14 protein-coding genes are annotated in these 17,309 nt (G+C 63.1%); 3 read left to right on the top strand and 11 right to left on the bottom strand.

The features are described from left to right. Positions 1-90: 90 nt before the first annotated feature. From GPT34_RS02815 to GPT34_RS02770, 10 genes are all read right to left on the bottom strand, one after another. Positions 91-1,266 (bottom strand): acetyl-CoA C-acyltransferase, encoded by a 1,176-nt coding sequence (locus GPT34_RS02815; protein WP_291009466.1) that lies wholly within the window; start codon positions 1,264-1,266, stop codon positions 91-93. 53 nt (positions 1,267-1,319) lie between these two features. Further along, positions 1,320-3,434, bottom strand: a complete 2,115-nt coding sequence (locus GPT34_RS02810; RefSeq protein ID WP_291009464.1) for a 3-hydroxyacyl-CoA dehydrogenase NAD-binding domain-containing protein — start codon at positions 3,432-3,434, stop codon at positions 1,320-1,322. Between the two features lie 324 nt (positions 3,435-3,758). After that, on the bottom strand, positions 3,759-4,454 hold the full coding sequence (locus GPT34_RS02805) for an ABC transporter ATP-binding protein (protein ID WP_291009462.1): 696 nt from the start codon (positions 4,452-4,454) through the stop codon (positions 3,759-3,761). Positions 4,455-4,465: 11 nt separating this feature from the next. Beyond that, complete coding sequence (locus tag GPT34_RS02800; protein WP_291009532.1) at positions 4,466-5,248, bottom strand: ABC transporter ATP-binding protein; 783 nt, start codon at positions 5,246-5,248, stop codon at positions 4,466-4,468. Between the two features lie 26 nt (positions 5,249-5,274). Further along, positions 5,275-6,606 (bottom strand): branched-chain amino acid ABC transporter permease, encoded by a 1,332-nt coding sequence (locus tag GPT34_RS02795; RefSeq protein WP_291009460.1) that lies wholly within the window; start codon positions 6,604-6,606, stop codon positions 5,275-5,277. A gap of 4 nt (positions 6,607-6,610) precedes the next feature. Beyond that, complete coding sequence (locus GPT34_RS02790) at positions 6,611-7,558, bottom strand: branched-chain amino acid ABC transporter permease (protein ID WP_291009458.1); 948 nt, start codon at positions 7,556-7,558, stop codon at positions 6,611-6,613. 140 nt (positions 7,559-7,698) lie between these two features. Further along, positions 7,699-8,931, bottom strand: a complete 1,233-nt coding sequence (locus GPT34_RS02785; RefSeq protein ID WP_291009456.1) for a branched-chain amino acid ABC transporter substrate-binding protein — start codon at positions 8,929-8,931, stop codon at positions 7,699-7,701. A gap of 106 nt (positions 8,932-9,037) precedes the next feature. Then, the gene (locus tag GPT34_RS02780; RefSeq protein WP_291009455.1) at positions 9,038-10,678 is read right to left on the bottom strand and encodes a 3-(methylthio)propionyl-CoA ligase; all 1,641 of its coding nucleotides are present in this window, start codon (positions 10,676-10,678) and stop codon (positions 9,038-9,040) included. A gap of 207 nt (positions 10,679-10,885) precedes the next feature. After that, positions 10,886-12,442 (bottom strand): M81 family metallopeptidase, encoded by a 1,557-nt coding sequence (locus GPT34_RS02775; RefSeq protein WP_291009453.1) that lies wholly within the window; start codon positions 12,440-12,442, stop codon positions 10,886-10,888. Positions 12,443-12,456: 14 nt separating this feature from the next. Further along, positions 12,457-13,455, bottom strand: coding sequence for a tripartite tricarboxylate transporter substrate-binding protein (locus tag GPT34_RS02770; protein WP_291009451.1), 999 nt, complete (start codon positions 13,453-13,455; stop codon positions 12,457-12,459). Positions 13,456-13,600: 145 nt separating this feature from the next. On the opposite strand from GPT34_RS02770, the gene GPT34_RS02765 reads away from it, so the two are divergent. From GPT34_RS02765 to cysK, 3 genes are all read left to right on the top strand, one after another. Then, complete coding sequence (locus GPT34_RS02765) at positions 13,601-14,680, top strand: helix-turn-helix domain-containing protein (RefSeq protein ID WP_291009449.1); 1,080 nt, start codon at positions 13,601-13,603, stop codon at positions 14,678-14,680. Positions 14,681-14,792: 112 nt separating this feature from the next. Beyond that, positions 14,793-15,215 (top strand): peptide-methionine (R)-S-oxide reductase MsrB, encoded by a 423-nt coding sequence (msrB, locus tag GPT34_RS02760; RefSeq protein WP_291009447.1) that lies wholly within the window; start codon positions 14,793-14,795, stop codon positions 15,213-15,215. A gap of 51 nt (positions 15,216-15,266) precedes the next feature. Continuing rightward, positions 15,267-16,187, top strand: coding sequence for a cysteine synthase A (cysK, locus tag GPT34_RS02755; protein ID WP_291009444.1), 921 nt, complete (start codon positions 15,267-15,269; stop codon positions 16,185-16,187). A gap of 4 nt (positions 16,188-16,191) precedes the next feature. Here cysK and GPT34_RS02750 read toward each other — a convergent pair whose 3' ends face one another. After that, positions 16,192-17,262, bottom strand: a complete 1,071-nt coding sequence (locus tag GPT34_RS02750) for a DUF533 domain-containing protein (RefSeq protein ID WP_291009442.1) — start codon at positions 17,260-17,262, stop codon at positions 16,192-16,194. Positions 17,263-17,309: the final 47 nt, after the last annotated feature.

The raw sequence follows: 17,309 nt of genomic DNA, 5'->3' as shown, positions 1-17,309 counted from the left end.
CCCAAGGTCAGCGCGGAACTGGCTTTGCCAGGCCACTGCTGACGCCCCCCCCCTCTAGGGGGTGACGCGAAGCGGCGCGGGGGGTGCTGTTTACAGCACTTCGAATACGCCCGCCGCGCCCATGCCGCCGCCGATGCACATCGTCACGCACACCCGCTTGGCGCCGCGGCGCTTGCCTTCGATCAGTGCGTGACCGGTCAGCCGCTGGCCGGAGACGCCATAGGGGTGCCCCACCGCGATGGCTCCGCCGTTGACGTTGAGTTTGTCTGCCGGGATGCCCAGCTTGTCGCGGCAGTAGATCACCTGTACGGCAAACGCTTCGTTGAGTTCCCACAGGTCAATGTCACTCACCTTCAGCCCCAGGCGGGCCAGCACTTTGGGCACGGCGAAGACCGGGCCAATGCCCATCTCATCCGGCTCGCAGCCGGCCACGGCAAAACCGAGGAACCGGCCCAACGGTTTCATGCCTCGCTTCTCGGCCAGGGTTTCGTCCATCAGCACGCAGGCTCCGGCACCGTCGGAGAACTGGCTGGCGTTGCCGGCTGACACCAAGCCGCCAGGCAGCGCCGAACGCAGGCCGTGGATGCCATCAAAGGTGGTGCCGGCGCGGATGCCCTCGTCGTTCTCAACGGTCACCTCTTTGGTGATCAGGCCCAGCGTCTTGTCCGCAATGCCAGCTGTCACGGTGATGGGGGCGATCTCATCTTTGAAGAGGCCTTTTTCCAGCGCGGCGGTGGCGCGTTGCTGGCTGGCTGCGCCGTACTCATCCATGGCGTCTCGGCCGATGTTGTAGCGCTTGGCCACTTGCTCGGCCGTCTGCAGCATGTTCCAGTAGATTTCGGGTTTGTTCTTCGCCAGCCACGGGTCGGCCAGCATGTGGGTATTCATCTCTTGCTGCACGCAGGAAATGCTCTCCACGCCACCCGCTACATACACACTGCCTTCACCGGCAATGATGCGCTGGGCGGCCAGGGCGATGGTCTGCAGGCCGGACGAGCAGAAACGGTTCACGGTCATACCCGAAACCGTGATGGGCAATCCGGCGCGCAGCGCAATCTGGCGCGCGATGTTGGCCCCGGTGGCCCCTTCGGGGTTGGCGCAGCCCATGATGACGTCTTCCACTTCAGCGGCGTCGATGCCCGCGCGCGCCACGGCGTGCTGCACAGCGTGGCCGCCGAGCGTGGCGCCATGGGTCATGTTGAAGGCGCCCTTCCAGCTCTTGGCCAGGGGCGTGCGGGCAGTGGAAACGATGACGGCGTTGGTCATGAAAATTCTCCAGATGAGTTGAGCTTGATGAGCAAAGGGGTGCTGGGTTCAGCTCATCCGTTGAACGTTTTACCTTCAGCGACCAGTCGCGCGAGCAAGGGCGCGGGCTCCCAGAACTTCGCGTCGTCCAGTGGGTTCTTGGCGAAACGCTTCATGGCTTGCACCACGTTGAACAGCCCCACCTCATCGGCATAGCGCAGCGGCCCGCCGCGGTGCACCGGGAAACCGTAGCCGAAGATGTAGACCACGTCGATGTCGCTGGCCTTGTTGGCAATGCCCTCTTCCAGAATGTGCGCGGCTTCATTCACCAGCGAGAACACCAGGCGCTGCACGATTTCTTCGTCGGAAATCTTGCGTGGCGTGATGCCGATGGCCTTGCGGTGGTCGGCAATCATCTGCTCGACCTCGGCATTCGGGATCGCGTCGCGCTTGCCCGGCACGTAGTCGTACCAGCCGGCGCCGGTCTTCTGACCGAAACGGCCCTTTTCGCAGAGCAGGTCGGCTGTCTTGCTGTACTTCATGTCCGGCTTTTCCTGGTAGCGGCGCTTGCGAATCGCCCAGCCGATGTCGTTGCCGGCCAGGTCACCCATGCGGAACGGGCCCATGGCCATGCCGAACTTCTCCATCGCCTTGTCGACCTGCTGTGGTGTGCAGCCTTCGTCGAGCAGGAAACCGCCCTGGCGGCCGTACTGCTCGATCATGCGGTTGCCGATGAAGCCGTCGCACACACCAGACACCACGGCGGTTTTGCGGATCTTCTTGGCCGCGGTCATCACGGTGGCCATCACGTCTTTGGCCGTCTTTTCGCCGCGCACCACTTCGAGCAGCTTCATCACGTTGGCCGGGCTGAAGAAGTGCAGACCCACCACGTCCTGTGGGCGCTTGGTGAAGGATGCGATCTTGTTGACGTCCAGGGTCGACGTGTTGGATGCCAGGATGGCACCAGGCTTCATCACCCGGTCGAGTTCCTTGAACACGGCTTCCTTGACACCGATCTCTTCAAACACCGCTTCGATCACCAGATCGGCGTCTTTCAAGTCGTCGTAGCTCAGCGTGGTGCTCAGCAAGGCCATGCGCTGGTCGTACTTGTCCTGCTTGAGCTTGCCCTTCTTGACCTGGGCTTCGTAGTTCTTCTTGATGATGCCCAGGCCCTTGTCCAGCGCCTCCTGCTTCATTTCCAGGATCTTCACCGGCACACCTGCGTTGAGGAAGTTCATGGCGATACCACCGCCCATGGTGCCGGCACCAATCACGGCCACAGCCTTGATGTCGCGCTGAGGCGTGTCGGCTGGCACGTCAGGAATCTTGGACGCGGCGCGCTCGGCCATGAACAGGTGGCGCAGCGCGCGGCACTCGGGCGTCCACATCAGGTTGATGAAGATCTCGCGCTCGGTCGCCATGCCGGCATCGAACTTCTGCTTGGTGGCGGCTTGCACCGCGTCCACGCACTTGGCAGGCGCTGGGAAATTCTTGGCCATGCCCTTGACCATGTTGCGCGCGAACTGGAAGTAGGCGTCGCCTTTCGGGTGCTTGCACGGCAGGTTGCGCACCAGCGGCAGGGCCGAGCCATCGGCGTGTTTGGCGGCGACCTCTCTGGCGAAGGCCAGGGCTTCTTCGGCCAGCGACTCAGGCGACTTGGCCAGCTTGTCAAACAGCTTCTGGCCGGGCACGCTGGCAAGCAGCTCGCTCTTGACCGGCTCGCCTGAGACGATCATGTTGAGCGCGGCCTCCACACCCAGCACACGCGGCAGGCGCTGCGTGCCGCCAGCGCCGGGGATCAGGCCCAGCTTCACTTCGGGCAGCGCCACGCTGCAACCGGGCGACACGATGCGGTAGTGGCAACCCAGGGCCAACTCGAGGCCGCCACCCATGCACACGCTGTGGATGGCTGCGACCACCGGCTTGGATGTATTTTCCAACGCCAGAATCACGCTCAGCAGATTGGGCTCGGCCAGTGCTTCGGGTTTGCCAAACTCGCGGATATCGGCACCGCCTGAAAACGCCTTGCCCGCGCCGGTGATCACGATCGCTTTCACTTTCGCATCGCTCTCCGCCTTTTCGAGACCTGCGGCAATGCCTTGCCGGGTGGACATCCCCAGGCCATTGACCGGTGGGTTGTTCAGCGTGATGACGGCAACATCGCCGTGGACCTGGTACTCAGCGGTCATGGGATCTCCTCTGTTGGATGCGGTGAAAGGGAAAAACGGTAACGGGGATAAATCCGAAAAAAAGAACGGTCGTTCGATTCTAGAGAGATTGTGCGGTGCGGCAAGGGCCACTTGTCGCGAGTGAGTCAAGGCTCCCCCGCGCCGCTTCGCGCTACCCCCCAGGGACGGCACTGGCGGCCCGGCAAAGCCGGTTCCACGGAGCCCTGGGTTGTAGACATCTCGCGCTGGAGGGGACGCTCAACTCAGGAATGCCGTGGAACCGGCTTTGCCGGGCCATAGGCATTGCTCCCTGGAGGGTGACACCGTAGGCGGCGCGGGGGGTGATCAAACCTCCAGCCATTCCTTTCGGATGCGCGGGTCCGCCCGCAAGCTGTCGGGCGTGCCCTTGAAGACGATGCTGCCGTGGCCCATGACCAGGGCCCGATCGGAGATGCTCATGGCAATGGTGAGCTTCTGCTCGATCAGCAACACCGAAATACCTCGCGATTTCAAGTTATGCAGGTACTGCCCAACAAGCTCCACGATCTTGGGCGCCAGACCTTCGGTGGGTTCGTCGATGATGATCAGGTCGGGGTCGCCCATCAGGGTGCGGCACAGCGTCAGCATCTGCTGTTCGCCACCCGAGAGCACGCCAGCTTCATTGTGCTGGCGCTCCTTGAGGCGCGGAAACATGGTGTACATGTCATCGAAGCCCCAGCGTGAGCCTTTGCCATTGCCCTTCTGGCCCAGTAGCAGGTTTTGATGCACCGTCAGCCGGGGAAAGATGTCGCGGTTCTCGGGCACATGGCCAATGCCCAGGTGGGCGATCTCGAACGACTTCTTCCCCATGATGTCCTGGCCACGCCACTCAACGCGACCGGTCGCCTCCACCAGTCCCATGATGGCCTTGGCGGTCGTGGAACGGCCGGAACCATTGCGCCCCAGCAGCGCCACGATTTCACCCTTGCCCACTTCCAAGGACACACCGTGCAGGATGTGGCTCTTGCCGTAGAAGGCATGCAGGTTCTCGATTTTCAACATGGTGCTGCTCCTCAGTGGCCCGCGGCCTGTTCTTCCGGCGAGCCCAGATAGGCCTCCTGCACCCGCGCGTTGGCGCGCACCTCGTCTGGCGTGTCAAAGGCCAGCACCTCGCCATACACCAGCACGGCAATCTTGTCGGCCAGACCAAACACCACGCCCATGTCGTGTTCCACCGTCAGCAGAGTCTTGCCCACCGTGACCTCGCGGATGAGATCGATAAACCGACTGGTCTCGCTCTTGCTCATGCCGGCGGTGGGCTCGTCCAGCAGGATCACGCCTGCGCCACCCGCAATCGTGATACCGATCTCCAGCGCGCGCTGCTCGGCATAGGTGAGATTCATGGCCAGCACGTCGCGTTTTTTATCCAGTCGGATCATGTGCATCAGCTCATCGGCCCGCTCGTTGGCGTCATCCAGATCGGCCAGGAAACGGAACAGCGTGTACTTGTAGCCCAGGCTCCAGAGCACGCCACAACGCAGGTTCTCGAACACCGACAGCTTAGGAAAGATATTGGTGATCTGAAAGCTTCGCGAGAGGCCCATGCGATTGATCTCGTAAGGCTTTTTTCCGTTGATGCGCGTTCCCGCCAGCATCACATCGCCACTGGTGGGCGAAAAACGGCCCGAGATCAGGTTGAATAGGGTAGATTTGCCGGCGCCGTTTGGCCCAATGATGGCGACCCGCTCGCCGGGGCGCACCGCAAGATCGACCCCGCGGATGATCTCAGTCTTGCCAAAGCTCTTGCGCAGGTTCTTGAGTTCCAACGCGAAGCCGCCAGCGGCCACATGGCTCATAGATTGCTCGTGTGGGGTGGTGTTGCTCACAAGGTCTCCCGCCGCTTGATTTCCTGTTCAATCTCGGTCTGGATCGCATTCCATTCGCGCTTAAACTGGCGCCGCGCCAGCTCAAACAAGGCCAGGCCGGTCAGCGCCACAAAGGCCGAGCCAAACCAGCTGTTGACGCTGCGCGCGTTGAGGCTGACGCCGAAGAACGTCAGCTCGTCGCCCATGGCTGCGTTGAGCTGCAGGTGGTAGACCATTTCAATCATGGCGCCTGCGCCGCCGAAGATCACGAGTGCCAGCAGGCCTAGCGCGAGGTAGCTGGCCCAGATCCGGCGCAACATGCCAAACGCCGCCACCCGGACATTCATCATGATCAGGCTGGCAAACCCCCCCGGCGCGTACATCACCATGAAGGTGAAGATCAGGCCCAGATAGAGCAACCAGGCCTTGGTGAACTCGGATAGCAGCACAAACGCCAGCACCATCAGAATGCCACCGATGATGGGACCGAAAAAGAAGGTGGCACCGCCCAGGAAGGTGAACAGCAGGTAGGCGCCAGAGCGGTAGGCCCCCACGACTTCCGATGTCACGATTTCAAAATTGAGCGTTGCAAGCCCGCCCGAGATGCCCGCAAAGAACGCTGCGACGATGAACGCCAGGTATCGCACCATCTGCGTGTCGTAGCCGACAAACTCGACGCGCTCCGGGTTGTCGCGCACCGCGTTGAGCATGCGCCCCAGAGGCGTGCGGGTGAAGGCGAACATCAGCGCGGTGCAGATGAAGGTGTAGATGCCGATCAGGTAGTAAAGCTGAATCTGCGGCCCAAAGGTGATCCCCATAGGGCTGGGGCCCGTGACCCGGTTGCCCGAAATACCCCCCTCTCCACCAAAAAATCCAGGGAACATCAGCGACATCGCCCATACCAGCTCCCCAATGCCCAGCGTGATCATGGCAAAGGTGGTCGACGATTTTTTGGTGGTGACCCAGCCCAACAACACGGCAAACAGTGCAGCGGCCAAGCCGCCCACGATCGGGATCAGGCTGACGGGCAGCTGGAACTGGCCGTCGGTCACGCGGTTGAGGGTGTGGATCGCGAGGAACGAGCCCATGCCCGAGTACGCGGCGTGGCCGAAGCTCAGCATTCCGCCCTGTCCTAGCAGGATGTTGTAGCTTAGGCAGACGATGATGGCGATCCCCATCTGCGACAACATGGTGTGCGAGAGGCTGCTGGTCCAGATCATGGGGGCGACGAGGATCAGCAGCGCAAACAACCCCCAGATGATCCAGCGACCCAGGTTGATGGGGCGGAATTCCACGTATGTCCGGTGGGCTGCGTGCTTGGAGGTCTTGGCGAGGGTAGAGGTGTTCATGGAATCAGCCTTCGCGTGTGCCGAGCAGCCCGCGGGGCCGGAAGATGAGGATCAGCACTAGAAACAGATAGGGCAGGATGGGGGCGACCTGACTCACCTTGAGTTTCCAAAGCGCATAGCCAAATGTCTGGTCCGTCACCATAACGTTGAAAAACGCCAAAAAGCTCATGAGCGAGACGTCGATCGCAACAGCAAAGGTCTGGATCACGCCGATCAACAACGAGGCGAGGAATGCACCGGCCAGCGACCCCATGCCACCCACGACCACCACGACAAAGATGATGGAGCCCACCGTGGCTGCCATGCCAGGCTCGGTTACAAACGCGTTGCCACCGATCACCCCCGCTAGCCCCGCCAGCGCGGCTCCTCCGCCAAACACGAGCATGAACACCCGTGGCACGTTGTGACCCAGCGTCTCCACCGTCTCGGGGTGGGTGAGCGCGGCCTGGATCACTAGGCCGATGCGGGTGCGCGTGAGCAGTTGCCAGATGGCGATCAGCATGAGCAATGACACGCCCATCATGAAACCCCGGTAGATCGGGAACTGGGTCCCCCACAAGGTGAATAGCGGGCCGTTGAGCTCGTCGGGCACCCGGTAATCCACCGAGCTCGTGCCCCAGACCAGCTGCACCAGCTCCAGGATGATATAGCTCAGACCGAAGGTGATCAGCAGCTCGGGCACATGGCCAAACTTGTGTACCCGGCGCAGCGCGTATTTCTCGAACAGGGCGCCCAGCAAGCCGACCAGCAAAGGCGCGATCACCAGCGCAGGCCAGTAGCCCACCACTGCGGTTGTCGTGTACGCCAGGTAGGCGCCGAGCATGTAAAAACTGGCGTGGGCAAAATTGAGCACGCCCATCATGCTGAAAATCAGCGTGAGGCCAGAGCTGAGCATGAACAGCAGCAGTCCGTAGCTCACACCGTTGAGCAGCGATATGGTGAAGAATTCCATGTGCGGCAGTGGTTGACAGTGGGGGATGAATCAAAAAGAAGGCCCGCTCCGCACCGCACGTGCCAGCACGGTGGAGGAGCAGGCCTGCAGATCAAGCCCGCAAGCGGCCACGAGCGTGGTCACTTGCGGTGCGCGGTCGATCAGGGCCGCTTCATGTTGCAGCTCGTGGGCGTGCTGGCCACATAGGGCTCCATCTGCTTGACCGGTGCAAAGGTGTAGCCGGTGTTCTCCACGCTGTACGGGAACTCTTTGGATACTTTCTGCCACTTGGTGACGAACATCGATTGCTGCAGCTGATGGTCGGTCTTGCGCATGGTCACCTCACCCGCAAAGCTCTTGACGGACAGGCCTTCAAGCGCGGCCGCCACGGCCACGGGGTTGGTGGACTTTGCCTTGGCCATTGCCGCACCCAGCAAGTTCACGCCGTTGTAGGTAGCGTAGGTGTAGTAGTCGTCGTTGAACTGCTTCTTGAAGTCGGCCGACATCTTACCGACCTCGCCAGTGTGGTTGGCGTGTCCGTAGGCGATCACGTAAACCTCGCCATCGCCGCCGGCCGCCAGCGCGGTCGGTGTGCCGGTGACCTGGGCGTAGTAGGTGTACATCGGGATCTTCAGGCCGGCATCGTTCAAGGCCTTCACAAACAGCGTGAGGTCGGTGCCCCAGTTGCCGGTGACGATGGTGTCGGCACCGGACTGCTTGATCTTGGCCACGTAGGGCGCGAAGTCCTTCACCTGTCCAATCGGGTGCAGGTCCTCGCCTACGATCTGCACGTCGGGCCGCTTGCGGGCAATGCCTTCCTTGAAGTACTTCGCCACCTGCTGACCATGCGAATAATTCTGGTTCAGCAGAAACACCTTCTTCACTTTCGGCTGGTCCTTCATGAAGCTGGTCAGGGCCTCCATCTTCATGGTGGTGTCCGCATCCAGGCGGAAATGCCAGTAGTCACACTTTTCGTTGGTGAGCGAAGGATCCACCGCCGCATAGTTCAAGAAAACCACCTCTTTACCGGGGTTGCGCGCGTTGTGCTTACTCACCGCATCCGAAATTGCGGCGGCGGCACCCGATCCATTGCCCTGTGTGACGTAACGAAAGCCCTGGTCGATGGCTGCGCGCAGTGCGTTCAGGCTTTCCTGTGGAGAGCCCTTGTTGTCGAACCCGATCACCTCGAAATTAACGTTTGCAGGATTGGCCTTGCCGCTTTTCGTCGAAGCCGCAAACTGCCAGCTCTTGAGCTGGTTCTGCCCCACGTTGGCGAAGGGGCCGGACAGAGGGTCAATGAACGCGATGCGAACAGTCTCGCCGCTCTGGGCATGGGCCGCGAAGGCGCAGGCGATCAGGGAGGCAGCGGTCAGGCTCTTGATGGCAAATGACATGGGGAAGGTCTCCGGTGGGTTGAAGTTGACGACTAGCTTACAAGCCCGGCCGGCCCGGGCACTCAGGGATAGCCCCTAGGGCCTATCGCGAAAGAGACTCTGCGAGTCAGCCAGGCAGCACGTAATCCTTGAGCTGCTGGCGCAAGATCATTTTCTGCATCTTGCCGGTCGCGCCCAGAGGGATGGCATCGACGAAAACAACATCGTCTGGAATCTGCCATTTGGCGATACGGCCTTCGTAGTGAGCCAGCAGCTCTTCGCGAGTGACTTCCTTGCCCGGCTTCTTCACCACCACCACGATCGGGCGCTCGTCCCACTTCGGGTGCTTCATGCCCACGCACGCGGCCATGGCCACGGCAGGGTGGGCCATGGCGATGTTCTCCACGTCGATCGAGCTGATCCACTCGCCGCCGGACTTGATCACGTCCTTGCTGCGGTCGGTGATCTGCATGAAGCCATCGGCATCGATCACCGCCACGTCACCGGTGGGGAACCAGCCGTGCCCCGCCTTGTCGTAAACCAACGGGTCGCCACCCTCGCCTTTGAAATAGCTGGCGATGATCCAGGGCCCGCGCACCAGCAGGTCGCCGTAGGTCTTGCCGTCCCATGGCAGTTCGTTGCCGTCGGCGTCGATGATCTTCATGTCCACGCCATAGACCGCACGCCCCTGCTTGAGCCGCACCTTCATCTGTTCGGCGGGAGACAACGCGAGTTGCTCGCGCTTGAGCGTGCACACCGTGCCCAACGGCGACATCTCGGTCATGCCCCAAGCGTGCAGCACCTCCACCCCATAGTCGTTGTTGAAGGCTTCGATCATGGCAGGCGGGCAGGCTGAGCCACCAATCACCGTGCTCTTGAGCGTGCTGAACTTCAGGCCCTCGGCCTGCATGTGACCCAGCAGCATCTGCCATACAGTGGGCACGCCGGCGGCCATGGTCACCTTTTCAGATTCCAGCAGTTCGTAGATCGACTTGCCGTCCATCGCCGGGCCGGGGAACACCAGGCTGCAACCGGTGGCCGCGGCCGAGTACGGCAGGCCCCAGGCGTTGACGTGGAACATCGGCACCACTGGCAGCACGCTGTCGCGCGCGCTCAGGCACAGCGAATCGGGCAGCGCAGCACTGAACGCGTGCAGGATGGTGGAACGGTGCGAATACAGCGCGGCCTTGGGATTGCCCGTGGTGCCGCTGGTGTAGCACATGCTGGAGGCCGAGTTTTCGTCGAACTCTGGCCAGGTGTATTCGGTGGGCTGTTCGCTCACCCAGGCCTCATAGCTCAGCAGGCTGGGCAGACCGCTGTCGGCAGGCAGCGCGTCAGCGTCACACAGAGCAATCCAGTGCTTGACCGTCGGGCACTTGGCCGCCACCGCTTTGACCAGCGGCAGAAACGTCATGTCAAACGCCACCACCTTGTCTTCTGCGTGGTTGATGATCCAGGCCAGTTGTTCGGGGTGAAGGCGCGGATTGAGCGTGTGCAGCACGCGCTCGGAGCCGCTCACGCCGAAGTACAGCTCCAGGTGCCGATAGCCGTTCCAGGCCAGAGTGGCAAAGCGGTCACCGGCCGTCAGCCCCAGGCCGTTGATGGCGTTGGCCACCTGCCTCGAGCGTTGGGCGACCTGGCCCCAGTTGGTGCGGTGGATGTCGCCCTCGACGCGACGCGAGACGATTTCACCACTGGCGTGGTGGCGCTCGGCGTGAACGATGAGCGACGAAATCAGCAGCGGCTGACTTTGCATTTGTCCCAGCATGGGTGTTCTCCTGTTCTGGTTTGTGTGAAAACGAACGGCCATTCGCGGTCAGCCGGTGATGATGCACCAAATCGGATTCTGTGCGGACGAGTCAGCCAACGCAGCCGTCCCCTTGAGCCCCGTTCGGCGCCAGCCCGCTGCCGCATCGTCGGCGTGAGCGAGGAGATGTGTCCGTCGGATGGCCCAGGGTGCGGCAGGTTTGAAGCCTCAGCCGTGGGGCCATCGTGCGTCCGCATCCAGAGGGAATGCGGGCCTGGGCACGCGTTGCAGCGAAAGCCGGCTGAGGACCGGGGTGGTCAATCCGGGTCCATCGACTTCAATCAGCCGGTGGGCTGGCGCAAAGTCGCTGAAGGCGGCACGGAAATGCCCGCGGCTTTTGACCACGAGGGTACGAATGGAATCTGTCGACTGCGCGAGGTCGATGCCGAAGATGTCCAGCTGTGCCGGATCCAGCAACTGCTGACGCTGACTGATCACGATCACCTGCACCCCACCCAGCGACAGCAACGCGCTGGGTCCCATGGATTGGGTGCTGCCCTGAACCAGACCTTTTCGCCCGACAAAGGTGCCATCGGACAGGGCCAGCACGCGCGCCTCATGGTCTAGCGGGTCGGCAAAGGCCTCCGGCGGCCCCCCCGCATTGAAATGGGCCATAAACCGGGCCCCCACCCCTTCTTTATGCGCCTCGGCGGCCAGCCTCGGATCGGTGAAGACACCAACCAGGACCTTGTCCGCGCCCGCCTTGAGCAAGGCACCGAGCAGGGCGGTCGTGTTGCCGCCCCCGCCTCCACCAGGGTTGTCGCCCACGTCGGCCAGGATCAGCCTGGGCGGTCGCGACAGCAGGTCAGCCGGATCGGCGCCTGCGCCCACCGTCATCGCCACCGCGGTGTCCATAGGCGTGAGTGCTGTGAGAAATGCATTTCGGGTGTCCCACACCCGCCGCGCCATTCCCGTGGCAGCCGCCTGCGCCGCGTCGCGCGCACCTCGGGACGCGGTCACCACCACGCTGAAGCCACACTTGGCGCAATCGGCCAGCGGGAATCCACCGCAAAGGGAAATGTTCAGAACCCGCGCGTCCGCCCAAGCCGCAGCCTCCTCCAGAAGGCTGGCATAAGGCGAGCCCGGCGCAATCAGCTGGTCTGTGCTGGCTGGCAGAAACGGCAGCTTCTCCAGCACCACGACACCGGGCCCCTCGACCAGCATGCGCCGCATGAGCACCGCCGCTTCGGCTCCCCGCTCCCGCAAATCCACGTGGGGATTGGTCCGGTAGGCGACGAAGGCGGACAGCGCATCGGTCATGCGGCGCGAGACGTTGGTGTGCAGGTCAAACACCGCCACCACCGGGACGTTGGGGCCCACCAGGGCACGGATGCGCTCGAAGAGCACACCGTCTGGATCGTCTTCCTCAGTGGTCAAGGCCGCGCCGTGCGAGCTGATGAAGACACCATCGAGTGGCCCCGCCTCGGCCAGGCGATGCTCGATATCAGCCAGAAAGCGGGTCCACCAGACGTGATCCACTGGGCCACCAGGGTAGGCCAGCGCCATGCGCAATGCCACCGGCTCCCAATCGCCGCTGGCGCCCATGGTGGCCACAAACCCTTGGCTGTCCGGCAGGAGCCGGGGCGCTGGAGCGCGCAATTCGGCCAGCAACTCGGCCCCCGCCTTGTCACAGGACTGCTCGAAGTGCGCTCCGGTGGTTACCGGTGCCAGCCGATTGGCCTCCAGAAAGAAGCCCGCCAGGCCGATGCGCGGTAGTTGGGGCATGTGCCTTCAGCCCATCAGTCCAGCTTGATGCCTTGCACCAGCGGCCGGTACTTCGCCAGCTCGGCGGCGACAAATGCCTTCGTCTCCTCAGGCGACATCGTCGCTTTCAGTTCGACCCCCAGACGGGCCCGCTGCTCCACCGTGGCGGGAAGCATCAGGGCCTGGTTGATCTCGGCATTGAGACGGCTGACCGCGGCGGCTGGCGTGGTGGCCGGCGCATAGACGACGCCCCAGGTCGAAAGCTCCAGCCCCTTGAGCGCGGGAATGTCCCCGAAGGACTGCGCATCCGGAATGGCCGCCAGGCGCTGTGCTGCGGTCACGCCAATCGCCTTCAGCCGGCCGCTGCGCACAAACCCCGCCGCGTTGGCGGCACTGGTGATGCCGACATCAATCTGCCCGCTCATCACGTCGTTGAGGATCTGGGCGCCGCCGCGATAGGGAATGTGCAGCATGAACACGCCGACCTTGGCCTTGAATGCCTCACCAATCACATGCTGGAAAGTGCCTATGCCCGGTGACCCGTAGCTGAGCTTGCCCGGGTTGCGCTTGGCCATGGCGATGAACTCGTCCAGCGATTTCGCCGGAAAATCGGGTCGGGTCACAAACACCGCTGGCGTTCCTCCCACAAAAGCCACCGGCAGCAGGTCTTCAACCCGGTACGAAGCGCGTGGGTTGATGAGCGGCACCAGCAGCGCCTCGCTCAGCGATCCGTACAGCACCGTGTGGCCGTCGGGCGTGGCCCGAGTCAGCTTCTGCACGCCGAGCGCACCGCCTGCGCCTGCGGCGTTGTCGACGATTACGGGCTGACCTAGCAACCGACCCATCTCCTGCGTGATCATGCGAGCGCCGATGTCGCTGGCGCCGCCAGCCGTGTAGGGGACGATCATCGACACCGTGGTCGATGGAAAAACGCTCTGCGCAAATGCCGCTGTGGTCAACGCCTGCGACAGGCCACCCGCGCACATGGCCAGCATCAGGCTGCGTCGGGTTGAGGTGAATCGAGCGAAAGGCATCTGGGTCTCCTGCAACAAATAGGAGATCGCAGTGTAGAAACCGCAGAGCTTTCGTCCTAGGTGATATTCCGCCAAGCTTGATGGCTATCCCGCCAGCCCGATGTGGCACCATCTGCACTGTTTCTGTCCGGAAAAAATGTCCGTCATGCCTGCCAGTTCATCCCGAGCCACGCTGCGACAGCCTTTGCGGCTGTGGGAAATCCTGCGGTGCGACGAGGGTCTGGAAGGCCCCCTTGGCGCTCTGGCTGATCTGCTTCGCATGGTCAACACCATCGCCAGACTCAGAGGGCTTCGCCACGACCGGGTGGCACTGCAACACAGAACGCCGACTGGCCGCATCACGCGCGGTCTGGCGGCCATTCAAACCCGTGAAGCGTCGTCCAAGGAGCAGGTCGGCCGTGCCCGCCTGCCCCCGCCCCGGCTGCCAGATGTGCTCGTGGTGCCAGGATGGCAGGCGCGCAACGGACCCCATCTGAACCGACTGGTCGCCAGGGACCGTGCGGCCTGTGACCGGTTGCGCACCGTGCACGCCGCCGGTGGACATGTGATCGGCCTCTTCACGGGTGTGGCTCTGCTGGCAGAAGCGGGCCTGCTGGACGACTCGCCAGCGGTCATTCCCTGGCCCTTTGTGCCGGCTGTTCTGCGCCATGCGCCCAGCCTGCAGATCGTCACCGGCGCGTCGCACGCCCAGCATCAGCGTGTCTGGACCGTGGATTCGCCGTTGCTGGCGACCGACGTCTCACTGATGTTGCTGCAGACCGGGGGCCTGAAGGCACTCGCCGAATCGGCTCGCGCTGTGCTGCTGCACTCGCCACAGCGGCAGGGTCTGGTCCGTGCGGTGGCGCAAGACGCTCGTTCCAGAGTGGGACTGGGCTCGCTCGAACGGGCCCGGCGCTGGCTGGAGGATCATCTGCATGAACCCTACAGCCTGTCAGACACGGCACGAGCCGCCGCCACCAGCGAACGATCGCTTTTGCGGCACTTTGGACTGACGTTTGGACAGACCCCTTTGCAGATGCTGCACGAATTGCGCGTGACCCGAGCCCGTATGCTGCTGGAGACCACCTACCTCAGCACCGAGGCGATTGCCGAGCGTTGCGGCTGGCGCGACCCGGTGATGCTGCGCGAGGTGTTCCGGCGGGCCACTGGCCTGACACCTGCTGCCTACCGCGAACGATTCCGGCTGCGCACCTCGCGCCGGGAATGGGGCAAGGATCTTTCCTGAAGGGTGTATCACCCTTCAACCGGCGCACCAGCAGGGGGAACGGCCAACGGACTTGTCCAGCCACTGCCAGAATGCAGGTTCACCCCGCAGAAGCAGACTCGGAGAAAAGACCATGAGCAGTTCGTTTCCCATCCAGAAAACCGAAGCCGAATGGCGGGCTGAGCTGGCCGCCAGGAAGGCCGAGCCACTGGCCTACGAGGTGACCCGGCTTGCCTACACCGAGCGCCCGTTCACCGGCAAGTACGAAAAAATCTGGGCCGACGGCAGCTACCACTGCATTTCTTGTGGCAACCATTTGTTCAATGCCGACACCAAATTCAACGCCCATTGCGGCTGGCCCAGCTTCTCCAAGGCCATCACTGGCGCCATCACCGAAATCCGCGACACCAGCCACGGCATGGTTCGGGTGGAGACGGTGTGCAGCCAGTGTGGTGCCCACCTGGGCCATGTGTTTGAAGACGGCCCTACCGAAACCGGCCTGCGCTACTGCATGAACTCGGCTGCGCTGGACCTCAAACGCGCAGACAAGCCCTGAGCACCCTGCCTGCGCAAAGCCGAGGTCACCCAACCCACCTGGAGCATCCTCATGAAGGCACAAAACATCCTGGAAACCATCGGTCAGACACCACATGTCCGGCTCGGCAAACTGTTTGCGGGCGCCACGCAGCAAGTCTGGATCAAGTCCGAGCGGAGCAACCCGGGAGGCTCGATCAAGGACCGCATAGCGCTGTCCATGGTAGAGGACGCCGAGGCTAGCGGCACACTCAAGCCTGGCGGCACCATCGTGGAGCCCACCTCGGGCAACACGGGAATTGGTTTGGCCATGGTGGCCGCAGTCAAGGGCTACAAGCTGGTGCTGGTGATGCCCGACAGCATGAGCATCGAACGTCGCCGGCTGATGTTGGCCTACGGCGCGAGCTTTGATCTCACGCCCAAGGAAAAAGGCATGAAGGGAGCCATTGCGCGCGCCGAAGAGCTGGTCGCCAGTACGCCGGGCGCCTGGATGCCGCAGCAGTTCAACAACCCGGCCAACACGGCGGTCCATGTGCGCACCACGGCGAAGGAAATCCTGGCCGATTTCCCGGACGGCGTGGACGTGATGATCACTGGCGTGGGCACGGGTGGCCACTTGAGCGGTTGTGCCGAGGTGTTGAAGGCCAAGTGGCCCAAGCTGCAGGTGTTTGCGGTCGAGCCGACGGCCTCACCCGTGATCTCCGGTGGAGCCCCGGCGCCGCACCCGATTCAGGGCATTGGCGCCGGCTTCATTCCAGGCAACCTCAACATGGCTTTGCTCGACGGCGTGATTCAGGTCGATGCCGAACCGGCGCGCGAGATGGCGCGCCGCTGCGCGCGCGAAGAAGGCCTGCTGGTGGGCATTTCCTCCGGTGCCACGCTGGCTGCCATCGCCCAGAAGCTGCCTGATCTGCCTGCCAACGCGGTGGTGCTGGGCTTCAATTACGACACGGGCGAGCGCTACTTCTCCGTCGAGGGCTTTCTGCCGACTTGAGAGCTCAGGCGCTGGGGCCCCCGCGCACCATGGCCAGCACCTTGCCCGCATCCAGGGTGGACGCGGTCTGCTGAATCTGCGGCAGGTACCGAGTCTGCATCTGCTTGGCCGGCGCCAGCAGGCCCTGGAAGGTCTGCTGAAGCAGCGCGGTGCTCATGACCCGGCCTCCGGCGTAGTAACGCTTGGCGAGCTGTCCCAAGGCGTAGGTGGTTGCAAAGGAAAACGCCATGCCCGTGGCGGCGCGGCCCATGCCGCCCACCATGCGCCCAGCCGCCTTGCCCAGCAGGCCGCCGATCAGCTTGCGGCCAAACTGCTCGATGTACTGGGAAGTCAGACCCACACCGGCCGCAGCAATGAACTCGCGGATGTGGCCCTGGTCCAGCTCCACGCCATGGGCCTTGCCGATGTTGTAGACCATGCGGATCTGCAGCGGGATGATGGCCATCGAAGCCCAGGACTGCGGCAGCAGTTCCAGCGCACCGTTGAGCAGTGAAGCGTTGAGGATGAGCCTGTCCATCTCGGCATCCGGCGGCGCGTTGACCGCAACCGCCACCGGCACGGGCGCCGCCGCAGAGGCCGCAGCGCCAGCGATCGCCACCACCGCCACGGTGCCTGCTGCAGGAGCCGCCTGGTCCGATGCCTCTACCAGCTCGGCTTCCTCGCGCTCGAAACGCTCGGTCTCGTCTGCGTCCAGGCCCAGTCGCTGTTTCAGATCCGTCAGGAAGGCGCTTTCAGTGGGCGACTGGCTGCCGTCGGCGTCGCAGACGCACACCGCCATCTCGTAAGCCAGCTGTCGCTGACCGGTGTCGGTTAGCCCCGCGACCGCAGTCTGCACCGTGGCCCGCTTGAGCAACACGTCCTGGTAGAGCTGGGCCAGGCCGGCCCCGCCCGCCTCGCGTCCGAGCGAATCGGCGATGCCGCGAATCGTTTCGCGTTCGATGTCCGCCTTGGCGCCGTCCGAGAAAGCGGCTAGCAGGGCAATGGTGAGAATGGCTTGTTGTTCGGCAGAGGTCATGGAGGGGGAAAAAGAGGGTTGGACAGAACAGCGCGGCCGCGCCTGGCTGATGGACTCCATCAGCGTGCCACAGTTCCGCGCCTGACCGGCCTCAACCCCACAGCAAG

The sequence above is a fragment of the Hydrogenophaga sp. genome (assembly GCF_011390835.1).
Lineage (GTDB): Bacteria > Pseudomonadota > Gammaproteobacteria > Burkholderiales > Burkholderiaceae_C > Hydrogenophaga.
This window is presented reverse-complemented; position numbering and strand designations above follow the sequence as displayed.

What these genes read in the sequence shown, in the direction of transcription:
- GPT34_RS02815 (WP_291009466.1), bottom strand. Translation starts at nt 1,266, where the DNA reads ATGACCAACGCCGTCATCGTTTCCACTGCCCGCACGCCCCTGGCCAAG.
- GPT34_RS02810 (WP_291009464.1), bottom strand. Translation starts at nt 3,434, where the DNA reads ATGACCGCTGAGTACCAGGTCCACGGCGATGTTGCCGTCATCACGCTG.
- GPT34_RS02805 (WP_291009462.1), bottom strand. Translation starts at nt 4,454, where the DNA reads ATGTTGAAAATCGAGAACCTGCATGCCTTCTACGGCAAGAGCCACATC.
- GPT34_RS02800 (WP_291009532.1), bottom strand. Translation starts at nt 5,248, where the DNA reads ATGAGCCATGTGGCCGCTGGCGGCTTCGCGTTGGAACTCAAGAACCTG.
- GPT34_RS02795 (WP_291009460.1), bottom strand. Translation starts at nt 6,606, where the DNA reads ATGAACACCTCTACCCTCGCCAAGACCTCCAAGCACGCAGCCCACCGG.
- GPT34_RS02790 (WP_291009458.1), bottom strand. Translation starts at nt 7,558, where the DNA reads ATGGAATTCTTCACCATATCGCTGCTCAACGGTGTGAGCTACGGACTG.
- GPT34_RS02785 (WP_291009456.1), bottom strand. Translation starts at nt 8,931, where the DNA reads ATGTCATTTGCCATCAAGAGCCTGACCGCTGCCTCCCTGATCGCCTGC.
- GPT34_RS02780 (WP_291009455.1), bottom strand. Translation starts at nt 10,678, where the DNA reads ATGCTGGGACAAATGCAAAGTCAGCCGCTGCTGATTTCGTCGCTCATC.
- GPT34_RS02775 (WP_291009453.1), bottom strand. Translation starts at nt 12,442, where the DNA reads ATGCCCCAACTACCGCGCATCGGCCTGGCGGGCTTCTTTCTGGAGGCC.
- GPT34_RS02770 (WP_291009451.1), bottom strand. Translation starts at nt 13,455, where the DNA reads ATGCCTTTCGCTCGATTCACCTCAACCCGACGCAGCCTGATGCTGGCC.
- GPT34_RS02765 (WP_291009449.1), top strand. Translation starts at nt 13,601, where the DNA reads ATGCCTGCCAGTTCATCCCGAGCCACGCTGCGACAGCCTTTGCGGCTG.
- msrB (WP_291009447.1), top strand. Translation starts at nt 14,793, where the DNA reads ATGAGCAGTTCGTTTCCCATCCAGAAAACCGAAGCCGAATGGCGGGCT.
- cysK (WP_291009444.1), top strand. Translation starts at nt 15,267, where the DNA reads ATGAAGGCACAAAACATCCTGGAAACCATCGGTCAGACACCACATGTC.
- GPT34_RS02750 (WP_291009442.1), bottom strand. Translation starts at nt 17,262, where the DNA reads ATGGAGTCCATCAGCCAGGCGCGGCCGCGCTGTTCTGTCCAACCCTCT.